At 40.8% G+C, this 22,068-nt stretch carries 21 protein-coding genes and 1 riboswitch; of the genes, 5 read left to right on the plus strand and 16 right to left on the minus strand.

From position 1 onward, the window contains the following. Positions 1 to 8: 8 nt before the first annotated feature. From B3473_RS04925 to B3473_RS04935, 3 genes are all read left to right on the plus strand, one after another. Positions 9 to 767 (plus strand): PLP-dependent aminotransferase family protein, encoded by a 759-nt coding sequence (locus tag B3473_RS04925; RefSeq protein WP_264879343.1) that lies wholly within the window; start codon positions 9 to 11, stop codon positions 765 to 767. Beyond that, the gene (locus B3473_RS04930) at positions 757 to 963 is read left to right on the plus strand and encodes a hypothetical protein (protein ID WP_240892633.1); all 207 of its coding nucleotides are present in this window, start codon (positions 757 to 759) and stop codon (positions 961 to 963) included. Before B3473_RS04925 ends, B3473_RS04930 begins: the two co-directional genes overlap by 11 nt. A 160-nt stretch (positions 964 to 1,123) precedes the next feature. After that, positions 1,124 to 1,250: riboswitch (glycine riboswitch) on the plus strand. 129 nt (positions 1,251 to 1,379) lie between these two features. Then, entirely contained in the window at positions 1,380 to 2,765 is a 1,386-nt protein-coding gene (locus B3473_RS04935) for an alanine/glycine:cation symporter family protein (RefSeq protein ID WP_154454752.1), read from the plus strand. 31 nt (positions 2,766 to 2,796) lie between these two features. Here B3473_RS04935 and B3473_RS04940 read toward each other — a convergent pair whose 3' ends face one another. The 6 genes from B3473_RS04940 to B3473_RS04965 all read right to left on the minus strand — a co-directional run bounded on the left by B3473_RS04940 (position 2,797) and on the right by B3473_RS04965 (position 9,358). Further along, entirely contained in the window at positions 2,797 to 3,753 is a 957-nt protein-coding gene (locus B3473_RS04940; RefSeq protein ID WP_154454737.1) for an ABC transporter permease, read from the minus strand. A gap of 1 nt (position 3,754) precedes the next feature. Then, positions 3,755 to 4,807, minus strand: coding sequence for an ABC transporter permease (locus B3473_RS04945; protein WP_154454736.1), 1,053 nt, complete (start codon positions 4,805 to 4,807; stop codon positions 3,755 to 3,757). Further along, positions 4,800 to 6,338 carry an ABC transporter ATP-binding protein gene (locus B3473_RS04950; protein ID WP_235280879.1) on the minus strand — a complete coding sequence of 513 codons (1,539 nt, stop codon included), beginning with the start codon at positions 6,336 to 6,338 and terminating at the stop codon, positions 4,800 to 4,802. The genes B3473_RS04945 and B3473_RS04950 overlap by 8 nt, the downstream gene beginning before the upstream one ends. A 135-nt stretch (positions 6,339 to 6,473) precedes the next feature. Next, a complete protein-coding gene (locus B3473_RS04955; protein ID WP_154454734.1) occupies positions 6,474 to 7,535 on the minus strand; it encodes a BMP family lipoprotein in 1,062 nt (353 codons plus the stop codon). 156 nt (positions 7,536 to 7,691) lie between these two features. Then, complete coding sequence (gene deoC, locus B3473_RS04960) at positions 7,692 to 8,354, minus strand: deoxyribose-phosphate aldolase (RefSeq protein WP_204984362.1); 663 nt, start codon at positions 8,352 to 8,354, stop codon at positions 7,692 to 7,694. Positions 8,355 to 8,761: 407 nt separating this feature from the next. Beyond that, positions 8,762 to 9,358 (minus strand): class I SAM-dependent methyltransferase, encoded by a 597-nt coding sequence (locus tag B3473_RS04965; protein WP_235281240.1) that lies wholly within the window; start codon positions 9,356 to 9,358, stop codon positions 8,762 to 8,764. Positions 9,359 to 9,465: 107 nt separating this feature from the next. On the opposite strand from B3473_RS04965, the gene coaA reads away from it, so the two are divergent. After that, on the plus strand, positions 9,466 to 10,386 hold the full coding sequence (gene coaA, locus B3473_RS04970; RefSeq protein ID WP_154454732.1) for a type I pantothenate kinase: 921 nt from the start codon (positions 9,466 to 9,468) through the stop codon (positions 10,384 to 10,386). Positions 10,387 to 10,439: 53 nt separating this feature from the next. Continuing rightward, positions 10,440 to 10,691 (plus strand): 30S ribosomal protein S20, encoded by a 252-nt coding sequence (gene rpsT / locus B3473_RS04975; RefSeq protein ID WP_154454731.1) that lies wholly within the window; start codon positions 10,440 to 10,442, stop codon positions 10,689 to 10,691. An 82-nt stretch (positions 10,692 to 10,773) separates the two neighbouring features. On the opposite strand, the gene B3473_RS04980 is transcribed toward rpsT, so the two are convergent. The 10 genes from B3473_RS04980 to B3473_RS05025 all read right to left on the minus strand — a co-directional run bounded on the left by B3473_RS04980 (position 10,774) and on the right by B3473_RS05025 (position 22,053). Next, complete coding sequence (locus B3473_RS04980; protein WP_293677769.1) at positions 10,774 to 12,117, minus strand: sensor histidine kinase; 1,344 nt, start codon at positions 12,115 to 12,117, stop codon at positions 10,774 to 10,776. Beyond that, positions 12,107 to 12,781: a response regulator transcription factor gene (locus B3473_RS04985; protein ID WP_154454729.1), complete on the minus strand. Its 675-nt coding sequence runs from the start codon at positions 12,779 to 12,781 to the stop codon at positions 12,107 to 12,109. The genes B3473_RS04980 and B3473_RS04985 overlap by 11 nt, the downstream gene beginning before the upstream one ends. A 159-nt stretch (positions 12,782 to 12,940) precedes the next feature. Next, positions 12,941 to 15,481 carry a M1 family metallopeptidase gene (locus B3473_RS04990; protein WP_154454728.1) on the minus strand — a complete coding sequence of 847 codons (2,541 nt, stop codon included), beginning with the start codon at positions 15,479 to 15,481 and terminating at the stop codon, positions 12,941 to 12,943. A gap of 164 nt (positions 15,482 to 15,645) precedes the next feature. Beyond that, positions 15,646 to 16,299 (minus strand): phosphate signaling complex protein PhoU, encoded by a 654-nt coding sequence (phoU, locus tag B3473_RS04995; protein ID WP_154454727.1) that lies wholly within the window; start codon positions 16,297 to 16,299, stop codon positions 15,646 to 15,648. Positions 16,300 to 16,333: 34 nt separating this feature from the next. Then, positions 16,334 to 17,092 (minus strand): phosphate ABC transporter ATP-binding protein PstB, encoded by a 759-nt coding sequence (gene pstB, locus B3473_RS05000; RefSeq protein ID WP_154454726.1) that lies wholly within the window; start codon positions 17,090 to 17,092, stop codon positions 16,334 to 16,336. A gap of 11 nt (positions 17,093 to 17,103) precedes the next feature. Further along, positions 17,104 to 17,907 carry a phosphate ABC transporter ATP-binding protein PstB gene (gene pstB, locus B3473_RS05005; RefSeq protein ID WP_154454725.1) on the minus strand — a complete coding sequence of 268 codons (804 nt, stop codon included), beginning with the start codon at positions 17,905 to 17,907 and terminating at the stop codon, positions 17,104 to 17,106. Positions 17,908 to 17,917: 10 nt separating this feature from the next. After that, positions 17,918 to 18,805: a phosphate ABC transporter permease PstA gene (gene pstA / locus B3473_RS05010; protein WP_154454724.1), complete on the minus strand. Its 888-nt coding sequence runs from the start codon at positions 18,803 to 18,805 to the stop codon at positions 17,918 to 17,920. Next, a complete protein-coding gene (gene pstC, locus B3473_RS05015; protein ID WP_235300297.1) occupies positions 18,795 to 19,712 on the minus strand; it encodes a phosphate ABC transporter permease subunit PstC in 918 nt (305 codons plus the stop codon). The genes pstA and pstC overlap by 11 nt, the downstream gene beginning before the upstream one ends. Before the next feature lie 9 nt (positions 19,713 to 19,721). Next, positions 19,722 to 20,579, minus strand: coding sequence for a phosphate ABC transporter substrate-binding protein PstS (locus B3473_RS05020; protein WP_373875625.1), 858 nt, complete (start codon positions 20,577 to 20,579; stop codon positions 19,722 to 19,724). A 163-nt stretch (positions 20,580 to 20,742) separates the two neighbouring features. Beyond that, positions 20,743 to 22,053, minus strand: coding sequence for an RsmF rRNA methyltransferase first C-terminal domain-containing protein (locus B3473_RS05025; protein WP_154454721.1), 1,311 nt, complete (start codon positions 22,051 to 22,053; stop codon positions 20,743 to 20,745). Between the last annotated feature and the right edge of the window lie 15 nt (positions 22,054 to 22,068).

A 22,068-nucleotide genomic window follows, 5' to 3' on the forward strand; every position in this document is an offset into this window, starting at 1 on the left:
GGAGAATTATGCTAACTTACACTTTGGACGCACAGGCCAAAATCCCACTTTACGAACAACTGTATCGAGCGATAAAAACAGACATTACCAAGGGCGTCCTAAGGTCGCAGGACAAATTGCCCTCAAAAAGAAGCCTAGCCAAGCATCTAGGCGTTTCCATTGTAACGGTGGAAACCAGTTACCAGCAATTAAAGGCAGAAGGTTACATTTACAGCCAAGCTAAAAAAGGCTTTTTTGTAGCAGATATCAAGTCTCAACGTCCGATGGTGAGAAAAACAGCAAGGTTAGTTTCTCTTCCAAAAACCAGGTCAGATGATACCTCGCCCAGCCTTAACCTTAGCAATAATCAGACCAATCCTGAAACCTTTCCCTTTGCCACTTGGTCCAAATTGCTCCGTCAGGTGCTTAATAACCACCAAACTGAATTGATGCAAGCCTCACCCAGCCAAGGGCTTTGGGAACTCAGACAAGCTATTGCCCAACATTTAAATGATTACCGTGGCATGGTGGTGGACCCTAGGCAGATTGTCATCGGGGCGGGAACGGAATACCTCTACACCCTACTGATTCAGCTGCTGGGTCTAGATAAGACTGTGGCGGTGGAGGAGCCTTCCTATCCTAAAATCACCAAGATTTACCGACAATTCAACATGACACAAGTCCCCATTGCAATGGAAAAAGACGGGCTTAGTGTGGCACAACTCCAAAAAGGATTACATCAGCATCCACGAACAAGAATCAGGGCTGCACTTTATCATGACTATTGACAGCCACTTGTCTGAAGATGCCATTTGCCAGAAAAGTCGGCAAAAAGGCTTGCAACTAACGCCTATCTCCCACTACTACCAACACCACACGCCCCAATCTACCAATGCCTTCATCGTGAACTATGCCAATATTACGGCCCCACAAATTGAGCAAATTATCCAAATGTTGACGGAAATTCTCCTATCAGAGAGTTAGTTTCCAAACATTTTAGAATATCTCATTGACAAGGTTCGCTTTTTTTGTTATCATATTTGAAAATTTAATAGCAAACCGAATGATGTTATTCAGGAGAAGAAAGGTTTTCCTTTCGCCGAAGGAGTTACGCTCTCAGGTGTCTAAGACAGGACTGGATGACGGACGGACTTCTGGAGAGACCTGATGATGACAATCATCACCACGTTAGAAACGTGGATACAGGCGCCGAAGGGGCAAAGTTGTCACAGACAACTCAAACTCTCAGGCAAAAGGACAGAAGATAAGAAATACTTGTAGGCTCTTGTTTTTTTGAGTACCAGCAGGTATTTTCCTATCACTTTTCAGGAGTTATCGTAATGATAGCTCCTTTTGTAATAGCATCGTTTGGGGGATATGGTATAGGGAGAAAAAGAATGATGCTCAATTTTTTTAACAGTCTTGACAATGTCGTCTGGGGTGCACCACTGCTTATCTTGCTAGTGGGAACAGGCTTTTACTTCACTGTTCGCCTTGGCTTACTCCAAGTCACGCGATTGCCAAAAGCCTTTCGCTTAATTTTTGCGGATGACAAAGGGCAAGGGGATATTTCCAGTTTTGCTGCCTTAGCGACTGCACTTGCCGCCACTGTTGGAACAGGAAACATCGTGGGAGTTGCAACCGCTATCAAATCAGGTGGTCCAGGGGCGCTATTTTGGATGTGGGTTGCTGCTTTCTTTGGAATGGCGACCAAGTACGCTGAGGGACTTCTAGCTATCAAATACCGTACAATCGATGACAACGGGGAAGTTTCAGGTGGCCCCATGTACTACATTGTCAATGGGATGGGCAAACGCTGGAAACCTTTGGCAACCTTCTTTGCCATTGCAGGTATCTTAGTCGCTTATTTTGGAATTGGAACGTTTTCTCAGGTTAATTCCATCACATCATCACTTGAAAATTCCTTTGCGCTATCGCCTCAGATTGTCAGCATTGTGATTGCCGTCATCGTGGCTATTGTTATCTTTGGCGGTATCCAATCCATTTCAAAAGTTGCTGAAAAAGTGGTGCCTTTCATGGCCGTCGTTTACATCACGGCAACATTGATTGTTATTTTTGTGCATAGTGAGCAAATCGTGCCTGCTTTTAATGCTATTTTCAAAGGAGCCTTCACTGGTACGTCTGCTGTTGGTGGATTTACGGGTGCGGTTGTTAAAGAAGCTATTCAAAAAGGGATTGCACGCGGAGTCTTTTCAAATGAATCTGGGCTTGGTTCTGCTCCTATCGCGGCTGCAGCTGCCAAAACAAAAGAGCCTGTGGAACAAGGGCTTATCTCAATGACAGGGACTTTTATCGATACCATTATCATTTGTACCTTAACAGGACTTTCTATCATGGTAACAGGACAGTGGAAAGTCGCAGGACTCGAAGGGGCACCACTTACCCAATCAGCCTTTGCATCTGTTTTTGGAACACCAGGTATTCATGCTTTAACCTTCTGCCTTGTTTTGTTTGCTTTTACAACTATCCTAGGCTGGTCTTACTACGGTGAACGTTGTTTTGAATTCCTTTTTGGAACCAAATACATCAAACTCTACCGTATTATCTTTGTCATTATGGTTGCCTTGGGTGGTTTCCTCAAACTGGATTTGATTTGGGTGCTTGCTGACATCGTGAATGGTCTAATGGCTCTACCAAACCTAATCGCTTTGTTGGCTCTTTCACCAATCATTATTTCAGAAACCAAAGATTACTTTGTTCGTCAAAAACAAGCAGCTGACGCTGAAGAGTTGGTAGGGTTAGCAGATAACTTAGTTGAAGACTAAAAAAGAGAGAAATTTCCCTCTTTTTATGTTCTTATTTTGATTTGATATAGTTGACACCATCTGCTTTAGGAGCCACGGATTGACCAAAGAAGGCTGCTAAAACAACAATTGTTAAGACGTATGGTGTGATTTTGAGGTAAACAGATGGAATGTTTGAGAAGAGCGGTAATTGTGCTCCGATGATTGCCAATGATTGTGACAAGCCGAAGAATAGACTTGATAGCATGGCACCGACTGGATTCCAACGTCCGAAAATCATGGCTGCAAGAGCGATAAATCCAGGTCCTGCGATCGTTGTAACGGCGAAGTTATTTGAAATGGTTTGAGCATAAACCGCACCACCAATACCACCGAAGAACCCTGAAATCATAACCCCTAAATAACGCATGAGGTAAACATTGATTCCAAGTGTATCCGCTGCTTGAGGGTGTTCACCAACAGAACGGAGGCGAAGACCAAAGCGAGTCTTGAACAAGATAAACCAAGATACAAATGAAATAAGAATAGCCACATAAGCAACCAATGACGTGTTGTTGAAAAAGACTTGACCGATAAATGGGATATCTTTTAAAACAGGGAATGAGAAACGACCAAAGGTCTCTGAAATGGTATTGGTTTGTCCTTTACCAAATAAGAAACGGCAAAGGAAAACGGCTAGTGACGGAGCAATCAAGTTCAATACCGTACCAGACACGATATGATCTGCACGGAAGTTAATGGTCGCAACAGCATGAAGAAGAGAAAATAGAAGTCCTACAACTCCTCCCACCAAAGAAGCAATCCAAGGTGTCGCACTGCCAAACACATCTGCACAGCTTAGATTGAAGAGAACCCCTGAGAAAGCCCCCATAACCATGATACCTTCAAGACCAACGTTGACAACCCCACCACGTTCTGAGAAGGTTCCACCGATACTTGTGAAAATAAGTGGTGCAGAATAAATGAGCATGGAAGAAACTAATAAGGCTAATGTTGTTGTAAAAGTCATTTTATTTTCCTCCTTCTACTTTTTTAGAGTTAAGAAAACGACGGATAATGTAATCAGAACCAACAAAGAAGATAATGAAAGCTGAAATAACATCAACAATCTCTGAAGGAACGCCAATCATACCAGTCTTACCAACGGAAAGTACTGCATACAAGAAAGCTGCAAACGGAATCCCAATGGCATTATTGATCGCTAATAGTGATACGGCCATACCATCCCAACCAATGCTAAGTGAACTTGTTTGCGTATAAACATTTTCAAAAGTTCCAAGTCCTTCGACTGTTCCACCAAGTCCTGCAATGGCACCTGAAATCACCATAGACATGATGATAAGGCGTTTTGATGGCATCCCTGCATATTCTGAAGCATGTGGGTTAATCCCCACAGAAGTGATTTCATAACCAAGTGTGGTTTTCTTCATCATAAACCATACGATAACCACAGCAATTAAGGCAATGAAAATACCGATATTAATACGTGAGTGGTCCGTCAAGTTAGACAACCATTCAATTTGATAAGATGCGTTTTGAGAAACTTTGATCGTAGCTTCTGTCGTACGCATGATGCTATCTGAAAAGACGTCTTGAATGAGGTATTGTGTTGAGTACAAGATAATGTAGTTCATCATGATAGTTACAATAACTTCACTTGTTCCAAGATAAGCACGTAAAATACCTGGGACAGCTGCAGCCAATCCTCCAGCCACAAGACCAATCACAATAGTACAAAGAACTGAGATTGGTTTTGGCAAATCAGGGAAAGAAAGGGCAAACCAGCCAGCCATTACCCAACCAATCAAGGCTTGTCCTGGAAGTCCGATATTGAAGAAACCAGCTTTAGAAGCAACTGAGAAACCAAGGGCAATCAAGATAAGTGGCCCCATAGCACGAAAAATTTCACCAATATTTTTGATAGAACCAAATGCAGTGTAAAGCAAGTCGTTATAAGCCCAAAATGGGTTATAACCAAAGATGAGCATGAGCACTGCTCCTAGTAACATCCCTAGAAAAACAGCTATTAAAGGAACTGCCCAGCGTTGTGTTTGTTTAGACATTAGCTTCCTCCTTTGTCACATGGCCCCCAGCCATCAAAATACCAAGTTCTTGTTTGTTTGTTTGACTAGCATCTAGCATACCTTGAATTTTACCATCGTGAATAACGGCAATACGGTCAGAAACATCCAAAATTTCATCCAATTCAAAACTAATCACTAAGACAGCTTTCCCTTTGTCACGTTCTGCAATTAAACGTTTACGGATGTATTCAATCGCACCGACGTCCAAACCACGGGTTGGTTGGCTAACGACTAACAAATCAGGGTTCAAGTCAATTTCACGAGCGATAACGGCTTTTTGTTGGTTACCACCTGAAAGTGAGCCAGCTGATACTAATTCATTTGCCGCACGAACGTCAAATTCTGACATCAATTTGCGAGCATGTTCATTAATGTTTTTATAATTCAAGAAACCATTTTTGCTAAACGGCTCTTTGTAGTACGTTTGCAAAACAATGTTTTCAGCAATGGTCATATCAAGAACCATTCCGTCACGGTGGCGGTCTTCTGGCACATGCCCAACACCAAGTTCTGTAATTTTACGTGGACGTTTGTTGGTCATGTCTTCACCTTTGATAACAATGCGACCTGATTCGACTTTGCGAAGTCCAGTAATGGCTTCTACCAATTCACTTTGACCATTGCCATCAATACCAGCAAGCCCGACAATTTCACCCGCACGCACATCCAATGACAAATTCTTCACGGCCGGCACTCCACGATTTTCATTAACCACCAAATCTTTAACAGACAAGACAACTTCTTTTGGATTAGCTGCTTGTTTTTCTGTTTTGAAGGAAACGGCACGTCCAACCATCATCTCAGCCAATTCTTCACTGGTTGAATTAGCAACTGGAACAGTTTCAATAGATTGACCGTGTCTGATAACCGTTACCCTGTCGGCAACCGCACGAATTTCGTCCAATTTGTGCGTAATCAAAATGATTGATTTGCCTTCTTTAGTCAAATTACGCATGATATTTAGCAATTCTGCGATTTCAGACGGTGTCAAAACGGCTGTCGGCTCATCAAAGATGATAATGTCAGCGCCACGATACAAGGTTTTCAAAATTTCCACACGTTGTTGTGCACCGACTGTTATGTCTGAAATTTTAGCAGAAGGATCCACCGCTAAACCATATCGTTCCGACAAAGCTTTGATCTCTTCGCTAGCTTTTTTCAAATTAAGCACACCACCTGTTGAGATTGTTTCATTCCCCAAAATGATGTTTTCAGCAACTGTGAACGCTTCAACCAACATAAAGTGTTGGTGCACCATTCCGATTCCTATTTTTGAGGCTTTAGCAGGCGAATCCAGTTTAACCTTTTCACCTCTTACCAAAATATCCCCGCTGGTTGGTTGTAATAAACCTGAGAGAATGTTCATCAATGTTGATTTACCTGCACCGTTTTCTCCCAAAAGTGCATGAATCTCACCCCTACGAACATCTAAATTAATATGGTCATTGGCAACAAAATCACCAAATTTTTTAGTAATGTCACGCATTTCAATGACTTTTTCTTCTGCCATGTTAATCCTTTCAATATAATTATCTTTAAGTCAGTTAAGCCCATTACTCTCATTAATGAGCTTAACTGAGGAGAAAATTAAAAGTTCCTCAGCTGTTAAAAAGGCGACCTCTCGGCCGCGCTTAAAGAACGACAATTAATCACTTAAACCATCTGGAACAGTGATGTCACCGTCGATAATTTTTTGTTTTGCTGACTCAACAGCTTCCTTAATGTTGTCAGGAAGGCTGCTTGTTGTAATATCAATACCACCATCAGCAAGACCATATGTTTTTGTTTGGTCACCCTCAAACTTCTTGCCTTCAAGTTGCTCGTTAGAGATATCTTGAACGACTTGGCCAACTTTCTTGATTGTAGAAGTCAAGACAAAGTTAGATTCTTCTTTGTTTGAAGCTTTGTAGTCACCTTCGTCTGCTTGGTCACGGTCAACACCGATAACCCAAACTTTTTTATCACTATCTGCCGGTAATTTTTCATCGATTTCTTTGGCTTCAGAGAATACACCAGTACCTGAACCACCAGCTGCTTGATAGATAACGTCAGCACCACCAGCGTACATAGTCGCAGCAATTGTCTTACCCTTAGCAGAATCAGCAAATGAACCAACGTATTGAACATCCACTTTGATTGAACTATCTACTGATTCAACACCAGCCTTAAATCCAGCTTCAAAACGTGTGATTGTATCTGATTCAACACCACCTACAAAACCAACGTGTTTTGTTTTACTTTGCATAGCGGCAGCGATACCGGCAAGGTAGGCTCCTTCGTTATCTGCGAACAGAACACTCTCAACGTTGTCGTGACCAGAAACAACATCATCAACGATAACGTAGTTAACGTCTTTATTGTCTTGAGCAGCCTGATCTATAGCATCGTGAAGGTTGTAACCAATACCAAAAACAAGGTTGTAACCATTTGAAACAGCAGAATCAAGGTTTGTCGCGTAATCTGACTCACTATTAGATTGGAAGAATGTGTAGTCAGTATCTTTCTTCAAATCGTGTTCTTTGCCCCAAGCTTGAAGACCTTCCCAAGCTGATTGGTTAAATGATTTATCATCAATACCACCAGTATCTGTAACAAGGGCAACTTTCACTTTAGAATCTGAATCAGATGATGAGTTAGAACGACTACATGCAGCTAGACTCAATGCTGCAACGGCAGCAAGACCAAGACCAACAATTTTTTTGTTCATGAAAATGAACTCCTCCTTAAAAATACACGCAATAAGATTGCAAATTTATCGAGTCAGACGACTCAATCCATACAACAGGCTATAAAGCTTTAAAACTGTGGCATCAACCACTTGACTATCATCACGACCGTCTTTATTATCAAGTTACTAAAAAGTTCAGTAACCTTCTGTCACGGTTTCACCACTAACTATGGCAACACCTGATGACGTTCCAATTCGAGTAGCACCTGCTTCAATGAAAGCTTCAGCATCTTCGTAAGAACGTGCACCGCCAGCTGCCTTAACGCCAATATTAGGGCCAACCGTTTCACGCATCAACACGATATCTTCAACCGTGGCGCCAGCCGCTGAAAAACCAGTTGAGGTTTTCACAAAATCTGCGCCAGCAGATACCGCTAATTGACACGCTTTAACTTTTTCGTCATTGGTAAGCAGACACGTTTCAATGATGACCTTGACCAACTTGTCTTGGCTAGCCTCAACAACTGCACGAATATCTGCTTTTACGACTTCGTACTGACCTGATTTTAACTGACCGACGTTGATAACCATATCGATTTCATCTGCACCGTTTGCGATGGCATCTTTAGTTTCAAAAGCTTTTACGCTGCTTGTGTTTGCTCCCAAAGGAAAGCCAACCACTGTACAGACTTTTACGCCAGTACCAGCCAAGGTTTTCGAACAATGAGCCACCCAAGTCGGATTGACACAGACGCTAGCAAACTGATACTCAACCGCTTCTGAAAGCAAGTGATCAATTTGCTCTTGGGTACTTTCGGGTTTTAATAACGTATGATCAATGTACTGATTAATAGGCATTTTTGCCCCTTTCTGATCTATTTTGATCGTTTCCTAAAAAACAAACCCTTTATATTTTACCATTTTTTTCAAAATATGTAAGTCCTTTTTATCATTTTTTTACAATGAAACAAAATTGTAAAATCCGAAGTATCCTTCTATCAAGAAAAAAACAAGGAAATTGCCCTAAAATCCGATAATATCAATTGTGACAACCATGTCATATTTATTTATAAACATAAGAACTATCGGATTTTACTGAACTTTTTCATCTTATATATAGCTAATTGACAAGAATTAGTAAGGGAGAGGAAATAGTTTTGCCCGCTTTTTTCTATTATTATTTTATAAAAATTCTAATAATGTTCTATAAATATACAAAAACCTTTTCTAAAGAAGGCTACTAAGGCCCTTTAGAAAAGGTTGGTTCACTCTTTAATGCTTTGTAAAATATAATAACCTTTGTCGCGTTTTAAAATGGTAGCATTGCCAAAAACGTCCTCCATTTTAGCTTTGGCACTTGGTGCTCCTTGCTTTTTCTGAATAACCAGCGTCAAGCTACCACCCGAATTAAGATGCGTGATGCTTTCACCAATCATTTCATGCACAATTTGTTTTCCTGCTCTAATAGGAGGATTGGTGATGATGTAATCAAAAATTCCTTCCACTTGCTCATAGACATTTGACTGGAAAATAGTGGCCGAAATCCCATTTTTCTCAGCGTTTTTACGGGCCAAGTCAAGGGCACGGTTATTGACATCAACCATGGTTGGCTTCACTCCTTGCACCTTTGCTAAGGCAATTCCTAAGGGACCATAACCACACCCAAGGTCCAAAAGCGTCTTTCCTGCTTCAAAAGAAACCGCATTGAGAAGCACTTGACTTCCATAATCAATCATTTTTTTAGAAAAAACACCAGAATCGGTCAAAAAAGAAAAGTGTTGTCCTAACAAGGTAACCTTCAACTCATGAATATCGTGAGCGCTGTCTGGATTTTCTTCATAATACATATTTGTCTTTGTCATTTCCCTACTCCTTCTCAAACGTTTTATTATTTTATCATATATTGTAATGGTTTTCAATTAGATTATAAAATGCTATAATGAAGCAATAACCTCAGTAGGAGCGTAACATGACACGTGAGTTTATCAATTTTAACGACATTTCTCGAGAATCTTGGCAAGAATTGCACCAACATACCAAACCCCTCTTGACGGCAGAAGAACTTGAAGCTATCAAAAGCCTTAACGATAAAATCAGCATTCAAGACGTGATTGATGTGTATTTACCATTGATTAGCCTGATTCAGATTTATAAAAAGGCACAAGAAAACCTCTCTTTTGCTAAAAGTATTTTTCTAAAGAAAGAAGCCTGCCAGCGTCCTTTTATCATCGGTATTTCTGGTTCGGTAGCTGTTGGCAAATCAACTACTAGTCGTCTGCTGCAAATCCTTTTATCACGGACATTTAAAAATAGCAAAGTGGAAATGGTCACGACAGATGGCTTCATTTACCCCAATAGCGTGCTTATGGAACGGCAGATATTGAACCGCAAAGGCTTTCCTGAAAGCTATAACATGGAGTTGCTCTTGAACTTCCTCGATTCTATAAAAAATGGCATGACGGCTGAAATTCCTGTTTACTCGCATGAAATCTACGATATTTTACCTGATGAAAAGCAAGTGATTCAGTCGCCTGATTTTCTCATTCTTGAAGGCATCAATGTCTTTCAAAATCAGAAAAACACTCGCCTTTACATGACAGGTTACTTTGATTTTTCCATTTACATTGATGCTGATATCAATAACATCAAAAAATGGTATTTGGAACGTTTCGATAGTTTGCTCGAGTTGGCTAAGACAGATAAAAACAATTACTACCACCGCTTTGTGCATATGGAGCGTGAAGAGGTCCTTAAAATTGCTGAGGATACTTGGGGAAGCATCAATCTCGTGAATTTGAAAAAATACATCGAACCCACACGAAACCGAGCAGAATTGATTTTACACAAGGCTTCTGATCACAAAATTGATAGAATTTATTTGAAAAAGTGATAAAGACTTGCCAAAAGTCAAGAAATTCTATATAATGATATAGTTAGATTAATTTGGAGGTGAAAACATTGGCAAATATTAAATCAGCTATCAAACGCGCTGAACTTAACGTTAAACAAAACGCTAAAAACTCAGCACAAAAATCAGCTATGCGTTCTGCTATCAAAGCATTTGAAGCTAACCCATCTGAAGAGCTTTTCCGCGCTGCTTCTTCTAGCATCGATAAAGCTGAATCAAAAGGGTTGATTCACAAAAATAAAGCTAGCCGCGATAAAGCACGTCTTGCTGCTAAATTGGCTAACTAATATCCAATGAAAACTCCAAATGGAGTTTTTTTATTACCACACAAAAAGGTATTGGAGAAAATCCAATACCTTTTTGTGTTTATCAATGATGGTGGTTAAAACGCACTTCAAAAATTGTTCCTTTAGGTGTATTGTCTTTGACTGTAATGGTTCCCTTTAGGGCGTCCACGATTTGTTGAGCTAGGGACAAGCCTAAACCAAATCCACCCTTTTGACGCGTTCTTGACTTGTCCACTCGGTAGAATCGGTCAAAAATCTTCAGCTTATCGCTATCACTAATACCGATACCATTGTCCGCAACCGTGATAATGGTGTGTCTTTCCGTTGTTTTAACGGTAAATTCAACCACGCCATCTTCATCCGTGTACTTAATGGCATTATCAAATAAGATGGTCAGCAATTGTTTGAGCAAGACACGGTCTGATTTGATCGGGTGGGTAGCTAGATTTTGCCCAATAAAGATACGATTACTCTCCTCGGCAATGAGGCTGTAATTTTCAAAGACTTCATCGAACATGGTTGGCTGAATCATTTCTAAATCAACCTTCAAGACATCATCTCGCCGAGCCAAATTGAGCAAATTGGTAATCAAAAAGCGCATATTACGGACTTCGTCAAGGCTAGCCGCAATGCTTTCGCTATTATCTAAAATCGTGTCATTAGGTCTTCTAAACAAACCTTCCAAACGGTTTTGCAAAACAGCTAATGGCGTCCGCAATTCGTGACTGGCATTTTCCACGAAGGCTTTTTGCTTTTCATAACTTTCCAAAATCGGCTTACGCGTCCAATTGGCAAGGTAGATGCTCGCCAAAATGGAAATCATCCAGAAAATCACCATGACTGTGATCGTAATGGTCACGTAACGTTCATTAGCTTCGTCCAGCTGCCGCACGCTAATCAAAAAAGTTGCGTACTTAATCGCTGGATAATCCGCATCATCGACTTTGACCGTCAGCACATGGTATTTTTCATTTTGCCCGAAAATGGTTTTGATTTTTTCCTCTTTAATCTCCCCAATGCTATCCTCATCAAGGCTGTAAGATAAAGCACCAAATTGGAGAAAGGCGTCCAAGGCATTTAAAATCTTGCCCTTTTTATCGTACAAAAGAACACTCACATTGGTTAGCGTTTCGCCGTTGAGGGCTGATTTGAGTTTGCTGCCATTTTCACCCGCAAAAAAGGATTCATAGTCCGAATCATCAACCTGCAAAGAATCGCTGCGCTTCATCGTCCGAGCGACATAATCATTAGCATTATAAGCAGCATTTTGCAAATTGGTATCCACTGTCGAATACAAACCAAAACGCATGATTTGCAAGATAATAACAGTCATGACGATGAAAATACCTGTAAAGACCGCGAAGAAATGGAAGAAATGCGAAAAGGTTGTCCCTGATAGTAATTTCTTAGACCACTTATTCCGCATCTTTTAGAATGTACCCCACACTACGCAGTGTTTGAAGGTTTTTGGCAAACTCAGTTCCCTTCAATTTTTTGCGTATTTTAGACACATAGACTTCCACCACCGAAATGGTCGTATCACTGTCAAATCCCCACAAACGGTCAAAAATTTGTGATTTTGGCAAAATAACGTTTTGGTTTTGTAAAAAGTAAACCAACAAATCAAATTCTTTACCAAGCAATTCAACGACTTTTCCGTCAACAGTTGTGGTATTTGTCGCGGTATCAACGGTCACTTCTTTGTAAGACAAGGTATTGCTATTGTATTTTCCAGAGCGTTTCAAAAGGGCCTGAATACGCATTTTCAACTCTTCAAGGTAGAAAGGCTTAGTCAAGTAATCATCTGCTCCCAACTCAAAACCATGCCCCTTATCATCAAGGCTTTCTTTCGCTGTCATAATCAAAACAGGCGTCGAAATACCTTTTTCACGCAATTCTTTAAGCACTTGGAAACCGTCTTTTTCAGGTAACATAAGGTCAAGCAAAATCAAGTCATAGACCCCACTTTCAGCTTCATAAAGACCTTCTTCACCGTCAAAAACCTGCATCACATCCGCAAAATCATCCAAGAAATCAAAGACAGAATTTGACAAGCTCAAATCATCTTCAACTAACAAAATCTTAATCATAGGCTATCTCCTTACAATCTTATTAACATCCTCTTAAGTTCATGTAAATCATGTTTTTATTATTCTAGCCCAGATAACTTAAGACTAGCTAAATCAGATAACAGTTAAAAACGTCTGAGCTGCCTCAAACGTTTTTAATGATTTTAATGGTCATTCTTTTTATAGTTCAGCCAAAGCACTTTCAACAGCAGCTTTGCTTGTGTTAATCAAGTTGATACGAGCTGAAATTTCTTTAATACCCATTGTGATGTTACGGCTGATAGCCATGTCATCTAATTGTGGTTCAAAGAAGGCTTTGTATTCTTCCAAACGTTCAGGTGTTTTGAAGGTGTTAGCTGGGTAAATGACAAATTTGTCAAAACTCATATCGCCTCCAAGTGCAGAGGTAATCCAATCCCAGTTTTCACAAGCCCAATTCCAGAAGGCTCCTTGTGAGAAGTCCTTGTTAAGGAATGGACGGTACCAGCTCATGGCAAGGTCTTGCGGTTTCACAACATCTTTGTTTTTCAATTCGCCCAAGATGCGCTCAACGGTTGCTTTTTCTTTGGTGTTAGACAAGGCAGCAGCCAATTGACGACGGAAGTTACCATCATTAGTCTTAACGTAGCAATCCAAGTATAATGATACCAATTCTTCTGTTTCAGCGTGTTTTACTTGGTTGGCCAAAACAGATAAGCGGATTGAAGCAGGGATAGATTCGATGTTTTCTTTGTGAGCGTCAAAGATTTCTTCGGCTTTAGCCACAGCGTCCGCATTGTCTGCATAAAGCATCAAGCTAATCGCTTTTTGACGAACCATTTCATCTTCGTCAGATTCTCCAACTTGTGGTTCAAATCCTAGACGGTCATAATTCTTTTGCATCAAACGGTTAACCAAGGCTTTGAATTCAGCTTGGGCTTCACTACCTTCGTCCATAAACATATCCAAACCATCCACAACTTGCGCAATTGCTTCAGACACAAGGTAAGAAGTTTCGTCTGTCAATTTAGTCAATAATGGAATCAATTCCGCATAAGGAATCTCACCACTTTCAGCCAAAAGACGGCGTTCTTGAACTACTTGTAGTTTTGATGTGGTATCAAGTTCTGTTAATTGGTTAAGAACAGCCTTCAACAATTGACCTTTGTAATTAGTGATGTAGTGAGCTGTATTAGCAGTGTTCAAACGAAGCGCACCTTCATTTTGAGCGGCTAATTGGCTAAAGTTTGGAATAGCAAGGCGTTCTTCAGTCAAGGTTTCTGGCAAGCCTGTCCAGTTGGTATTCAATGGAATTGGCCAGATACGGTTTTGGTCTTGTCCTTCTCCGATGAAGAATTGTTTTTGGCTAAGAACAAGCGTATCATCTACCACTTCTGCTGTCACAACTGGGTAACCTGGTTGTTCCAACCAAGCATCCATAAAGGCAGCAACGTCTTTGCCTGATGCTTCTGATAAGGCATCCCAAAGGTCATGACCGATGGTATTGCTGTATTGGTGTTTTTCAAAGTAAATCTTCAAACCTGCTCTGAAATCATCATCACCGAGCCAACGACGAAGCATGTGCATCAAGCGGCTTCCTTTAGCATAAACAATGGCAGGGTCAAATAAGGTATTAATTTCATCTGGGTGGTTAACAGCTACGTGAACAGATTGCACACCGTCAGTCGCATCACGTTGAAGTGCTAAAGGCACACCTGTTGTTTGGAAATCTTCAAAGATGTTCCAAGAAGGTTCAATAGCATCGATAGACACGTATTCCATCATGTTAGCAAATGATTCGTTAAGCCATAGGTCATCCCACCATTTCATGGTTACTAGGTTACCAAACCATTGGTGAGCTAATTCGTGAGCAACGACAAGCGCAACATTTTGACGGCTCTTAACGGTAGAATTTTCATCAACGAGCAAGTACACTTCACGGTAAGTTACCAAGCCCCAGTTTTCCATAGCACCAGCTGAGAAGTCAGGAAGTGCCACGTGGTATGACAATGGGATAGGGTAGCGAACACCAAAATAATCTTCGTAAAAATCAATCACGCGAACAGCGATATCCAAGGCAAAATCCAATGTTTTTGGATTGTGGGCTTTGGTTGAGAAGACACCAACTTCTGTTCCGTTTTTACTTGATGCTGTTTTACCTTGCAAATCACCAAGTGCAAAGGCTAAAAGATATGATGACATGCGTGGAGTGGTATCAAAAGTCCAAAGACCTGTTTCTTTGCGGCGTTCTGCATCCACTTCAGGCATGTTTGATAGAACAATTTCATCAGCAGCTTGGTCAAATTTGATGCTCAAATCAAAGGTTGCTTTTGCTTCAGGTTCGTCAACACATGGGAAGGCTTCACGAGCAAAGTGGCTTTCAAACTGTGTTGAAATTACTTCTTTTTTCATGCCATCTACTGTGTAATAAGATGGGTAGATACCTGTCATGTTATCCGTGATTTTTCCTGAGAATTCAATCACAAGTGTAATTGTCCCTGTTTCTGGTAGGTCAATACTAAGTGATTCTTGTTGGTTATCAACCTTGAAATCCAAGTTTTGATTGTCCAATAAAACAGATGCAATGGTTAAATCTTTTTGGTGGAATGAAATGACATTGTCTAAAGCTTCACCGGTAATAGCGACATTTCCTGAAAATGATTTTTCAGTACGATTGATGTCAAGAAAAATGTTGTAATTTTCAGGAACAAATTTTTCAATAAAATGTTCTACAGTTTTCATATAACTCCTTTAGAATACAGAAATGAGGTTTGATGCCTCATCCCTCACTTCAATTTGATTCATTATCACTAACTCTAGTGGCATAAAGATCACCGAACCCTAATATTATACCACAAACAGGGCCTATCTGTCAGAACTAACCTACAAAAAGTAAGTGAGTTGCCTTACAATTCGATAATTTTACCTGTTTTGAGATAAACCACCCATTCACAAATATTGCGGGCATAATCACCGATACGCTCTAAATAGGTGATGACTTGAAGGTATTCTTTTCCTGCAAAAATCGTATCAGGTTGTTGACGGATAGCTTCAACTGCCATGTTTTGGATTTCACGGAAATAGTTATCGATGACTTCATCAGAAGCAGCGACTTCATAAGCTCTTTCTTCGTCACCTGTAATATAAACATCAAGAGCTTCTTCTACCATGCTACGCACGGCTTTTCCCATTTTCTTGATTTCTTCTTCAACCTCTGGCAAACGGGTTTCACCTTTGACACGGATAGTCGCTTTTGCAATAGAAGCAGCATGGTCAGCCATACGTTCCACATCGCTTGAGGCTTTCAAAACTGTGATAACAGTTCGCAAATCGTGTGACACAGGTTGTTGCAAGGCAATGATTTCAAGTGATTTCTTCTCCAACTTGGTTTCAAAATTATTGACAACCTCATCCCCTTCAATAACCTCTTTTGCTAATTCGCGGTCGTGGCTAATGAACGCACGCACTGTTTTATTGATTTGTGATAAAACCTCAGTTCCCATCGCATAAAACTGGTTATGCAGTTTTTCTAATTCATCATCGAATTTTGACCTCAACATTATATCGCCTCCCTTATATGATACTTTCTAAATATTAACCAAATTTTCCTGTAATATAATCTTCTGTTTCTTTTTGTTTTGGATTCATGAACATCTCATGTGTTTCACCGTATTCAACGAGATTGCCGTCAAGGAAGAACCCTGTTCGGTCTGAAATACGCGACGCTTGTTGCATCGAACGTGTAACAATGAGCATGGTATATTTCTCTTTTAAGCCGTACAGTGTATCTTCGACTTTTCCTGCTGAAATCGGGTCAAGGGCAGATGTCGGTTCGTCCAACAAAATAATTTTTGGACTGGTTGCCAAAACACGAGCCACACAGACACGTTGTTGCTGACCACCTGACAAGCCAAGAGCTGAATCATGTAAACGGTCTTTCACTTCATCCCAAATAGATGCCCCAATGAGAGAAGATTCCACAGCTTCATCAAGCACTTGTTTATCGCGAATGCCTTTCAAACGTAAGCCATAAACCACGTTTTCATAAATAGACATTGGAAACGGGTTAGGTTGTTGGAACACCATACCGATTTCCTTACGCAACTCAACAGTATCCGTTCTAGGGCTATAAATATTGTGACCGTTATAGACAATAGAGCCTGTAAGAGTCACTTCTGGATTCAAGTCCCCCATACGATTGATAGAACGTAGGAGGGTTGATTTCCCAGAACCTGATGGACCAATCAAAGCGGTAATTTCGTTAGGATAGAAATTCATGGATACATTATTGAGCGCTTTTTTATTGTTGTAATAAACAGATAAATCGCTAACTTTTAAAATAGGTTCTGTCATCTCTGTCCTTCCTAACCAAAGTGTCCTGACACGTAGTCACTTGTTGATTTGAGTTTTGCATTTTGGAAGATGTTGTTGGTCTTATCGTACTCAATCAAATCTCCAAGGTAGAAAAAGGCGGTGTAATCACTAGCACGAGCTGCTTGTTGCATGTTGTGCGTTACGATGATAATGGTGTAATTTTTCTTCAACTCAAACATGGTGTCTTCTAACTGCATGGTTGCTACTGGGTCAAGGGCTGACGCAGGCTCATCCATGAGCAAGATATCTGGTTTAACCGCAATGGCACGAGCAATACACAAACGTTGTTGTTGCCCACCTGATAAGGTAAAGGCAGAATGGTGAAGGTCATCTTTAACCTGATCCCACAATGCTGCTTGTTTCAGAGAGGTTTCAACCACTTCATCCAAGAATTGCTTGTCTTTAATCCCTGCACGCTCATAAGCAAAGGTGATGTTTTTATAAATGGATTTGGCAAAAGGATTTGGTCGTTGGAATACCATTCCGATGTGCTTACGCATTTCATAAACATTGATGTTTTTAGCGTTCACGTCAATGCCTTCGTAAAGAATTTCACCTGTTACTCTAGCAATATCAATCGTATCGTTCATGCGATTTAAACTGCGTAAGAAGGTTGATTTCCCACATCCTGATGGACCGATAAGGGCTGTGATTTTATTTTTTTCAAATTGCATATCAATGCCCTTGATGGCTTCTTTTTGCCCATAATAGACATGCAAATCTTTGGTAGCTAAAGCCAATTTATCCTCAGGAAAGGTGATAATATGTCTTTCATTCCAGTTGTAATCTGCCATCTCTTCTCCTTTAGTTTGCTGACGTTAATTTTGCATGAAGTCTTCTGCCGATGTAACGAGCTGATAAGTTAAAAATCAAGATGAAAATCAACAAGACTGCTGCACTACCTTGAGAAACTTGGGTCGCATCTGGAATGGTTCCTTCACTGTTAACTTTCCAAATGTGTACGGCCAAGGTTTCTGCTTGACGGAAAATAGAAATTGGACTGGTAACACTTAGTGGATTCCAGTTTGACCAATCAAGAGCTGGCGCTGACTGACCTGCTGTGTAGATAAGGGCAGCGGCTTCACCAAAAATACGACCTGAAGCAAGCACGATACCTGTGACAATACTTGGAAGGGCTTCTGGTACAACGACATGAATAACCGTTTCCCAGCGTGACAAACCAAGAGCCAAACCAGCTTCGCGTTGTGTGTGGTGAACATTTCGCAAACCATCCTCAACGTTACGAGTCATCTGTGGCAAGTTAAAGACCGTAAGGGCAAGGGCACCAGAGATGATTGAGAAACCGTATTGGAATTGAACAACGAAAATCAAATACCCAAACAAACCAACAACCACTGATGGAAGTGATGACAAGATTTCAATACAGGTACGGATAAAGTTCGTCAAACGCCCTTTTCGAGCATACTCTGATAGGTAAATACCAGCTCCCAGTGATAGGGGAATAGAGATGATTAAGGTAATCACCAAAAGAAAGAGGGAGTTATAGAGTTGGATCCCGATACCTCCACCAGCTTCATAAGACGATGAACGTCCTGTTAAAAATGACCAGCTAACGTGAGGAAGCCCCTTAACTAGAATATAAAGCAATAACGATGCCAAAATCGCAACAATGATTCCTGCAATGGTGTAGAGAACGGCTGTTGCTATTTTATCTATTTTTTTAGCGTGCATAATTTCTCTTTCTTTCTCTTGTAATAAATTTAACGAGTATGTTGAATCCAAGACTCATCAAAAGTAAAACTAAGGCTAATGACCATAGGACGTTATTTTGAACAGTTCCCATGACAGTATTACCAATTCCCATCGTTAGGACGGATGTTAGGGTTGCTGCTGGTGTGGTTAATGACGTTGGAATAACGGCTGAATTTCCCACCACCATTTGGATGGCCAAGGCTTCACCGAAGGCACGTGCCATACCAAAGATAACCGCCGTAAAAATACCAGGTCTTGCAGCGTTCAAAATTACACGCCAAATGGTTTGCCAACGAGTTGCGCCCATTGCCAAACTAGCTTCTTTGTAATGTCTAGGGACAGCTTTTAAACTATCAATCGTCATGAAGGTCACAGTTGGTAAAATCATGACAAACAAGACGCATACCCCTGATAGAATACCAAAACCTGTTCCGCCAAAGATTGAGCGTACAAATGGCACAATGACTTGCAAACCGATAAATCCATAAACAACAGATGGAATACCAGTCAACAATTCAATCGCTGGCTGTAAAATTTTCGCACCGTATTTTGGAGAAATCTCAGTCATAAATACGGCTGCACCAATGGCAATCGGTGTAGCGATAATGGCTGATAAAATGGTTACGATGAACGACCCTAAAATCATTGGAAGGGCTCCAAATGATCCTGAGCTTGGATCCCATTTTCCGCCGAATAAGAAGGCTAGTGGATTGACTTTATTGACAAAGAAAGTCGATAGCCCTTTTTGGGCAACAAAGACGAGAATCATTGCCACAATAAAAACAATTAAGACTAGGCAAAAAAATGTAATGCCTCGACCAAATTTTTCCAAGCGCGAATTTTTTGACGGCGAGGTTAATTGTTTTTCAAGTTCTTGATTTTTCATCACTTCTCCTTATTTTGCTGTTACTGTACCGTCAGCTGACTTGGTTACTTTCATATCATTAACAGAAATATAACCCATTTGTTTGACAATACCGTTTTGCACTTCGTCGCTCATGACAAAATCCAAAAATTCTTTTGTCAAACCTGTTGGCTCACCTTTAGTGTACATGTGTTCGTAAGACCAGAGTGGCCAGTTATTAGTTGTTACATTTTCAGCTGTCGGAGAATAACCGTTTAAATCAAGTGTTTTGACGCTATCGTCAACATAGGCAAATGCCAAATAAGAAATGGCTCCTGGTGTTTGTGAAACGATGGATTTAACCATACCATTTGAATCTTGTTCTTGACTACGGATGGCTGTTTTTCCTTTCATCACAACACTGTCAAAGGTCGCACGTGAACCTGAACTAGCGGCACGATTAATGATTGAAATTGGTAGGTCTTGACCGCCTACTTCTTTCCAGTTGGTAATCTCACCAGTGAAAATCTTTTGCAGTTGTTCTAGTGATAGGTTTTTCACATTAACCTTTTTATTGACAATCACTGAAAGACCTGCAACGGCAACTTGGTGGTCCACCAATAAGGAAGCATCGATACCGTCTTTTTCTTCTGCGAACAGGTCACTGTTCCCGATTTGGACCGCACCAGATTGTACTTGCGATAACCCAGTACCAGACCCGCCCCCTTGGACGTTAATGGTCTTCCCAACATGGATTGAAGAAAACTCATCAGCAGCAGCTTCTACAAGTGGCTGCAAGGCCGTAGAACCAACGCTGGTAATCGACTGTCCTTTATCAATCCAACTCGCACATCCCGATAAGATGACGACCATTGAAGCAATTAGCATGAGAAAGCTACATTTTTTCATTTGTTTCATTTATGATTCCTACTTATTTGAAAATACAAGGTACACCCCATGAGATAAACTTTACAAGCCTCTTACAAATACCTTACAAAAAAATAGTAACATATTAAGGAAGCATTTGCAAAGTGCTTCTCGACTTATTTTGATAAATGATATCTATAACAGTTTACGAGTAAAATCGTAAACCTTTTGGAAAGTAATTTTTAAGTACCTTTCCTGTGATTTTGGCAAATCCTATGCCGTTCCCTTCTACCGTGACCAAATACCAGCCGTTTGCTAGCGAAGTGTCGAGCGGCACGACATTTCCTGATGCATAATGTTTGAACTGTTCTATATCAATTTCAACAGACTGGGTCACTTCTTGAGGAGAAAGGGCCAAGCCCAAGGCAAAAGACGGCTCAAAGCGGTTCTTTTTAAAGGTTCCTAGATGCAGGCCGTTTCGGGCAATTTTTAACTTGGCTAAATCAGGCAAGCCCTCAGGCAAGAGATAGAGATTATCACCAAAGGTTTGCAGCGTCCCTTTCAAATCAACGGTTAGATGCTTTTTAGCAAAATCCTGCCACAAGGTCAATTGCGTCTTGTTCAAACGAGAAGAAGTTGGCTTGATGCGACGCGTTTTAGGAGGTCTAGTATCTCGCAACTTCGCCACAAACTGTCCTTCCCCTTTAAAATGATGGGGATACATGCGAGCCACTTCAGGCATATCAATTCCCCCAATCATGCCATTGATTTTGTCAATTGGGAGCAATTCTAAGCTTTCGTAGTTGTCTAGCAACCAGCTTACCACGCCTTCATTTTCCTCAGGCGACCAAGTACAAGTCGAATAAACCAGTGTGCCGCCAGGAGCCAGCATGGTCATGGCTTCTGCTAAAATCTCCTTTTGCAAAGCCGCACATTCTGCTGGGTAATCCTCATGCCAATACTGAATGGCAGATGGGTCCTTACGAAACATGCCCTCACCAGAACAAGGACCATCAAAAACAATCAGGTCAAAATACTCTGGAAATACCTTGGCTAATTTTTGAGAACTTTCGTTGGTCACAACAACATTTCTGGCACCAAAACGCTCAATGTTTTCCACTAAAATTTTACTACGCTTGGTGGAAATTTCATTGCTAACCAAAACCCCTGTGTTATTAAGGTAACTCAATAGATGTGTGGATTTTCCTCCTGGAGCGGCTGCCAAGTCCAACACTCGCATGCCTTCTTTTGGCGCAGCAACTTGTCCCACTATCTGAGCAGCGGGTTCTTGCGAATAAACCAATCCTGACACGTGCTCAGACGACTTGCCGTTGACCTTGCCATAATATCCCCAAGGTGTATTGGGGATAGGATCGTTAAAGGTGACTTGCACGGGTTTTAGCGGATTAACACGGAATCCTGAGACGGGTTCGTCATCAAACGACGCCAAAAAAGCATCTGCTTCAGAACCAAGAAGATGTCGGTATTTTTCAATAAATGTTTCAGGTAATAACATACTTATATGATAACA

The sequence above is a fragment of the Streptococcus sp. UBA632 genome (assembly GCF_002300045.1).
GTDB lineage: Bacteria > Bacillota > Bacilli > Lactobacillales > Streptococcaceae > Streptococcus > Streptococcus alactolyticus.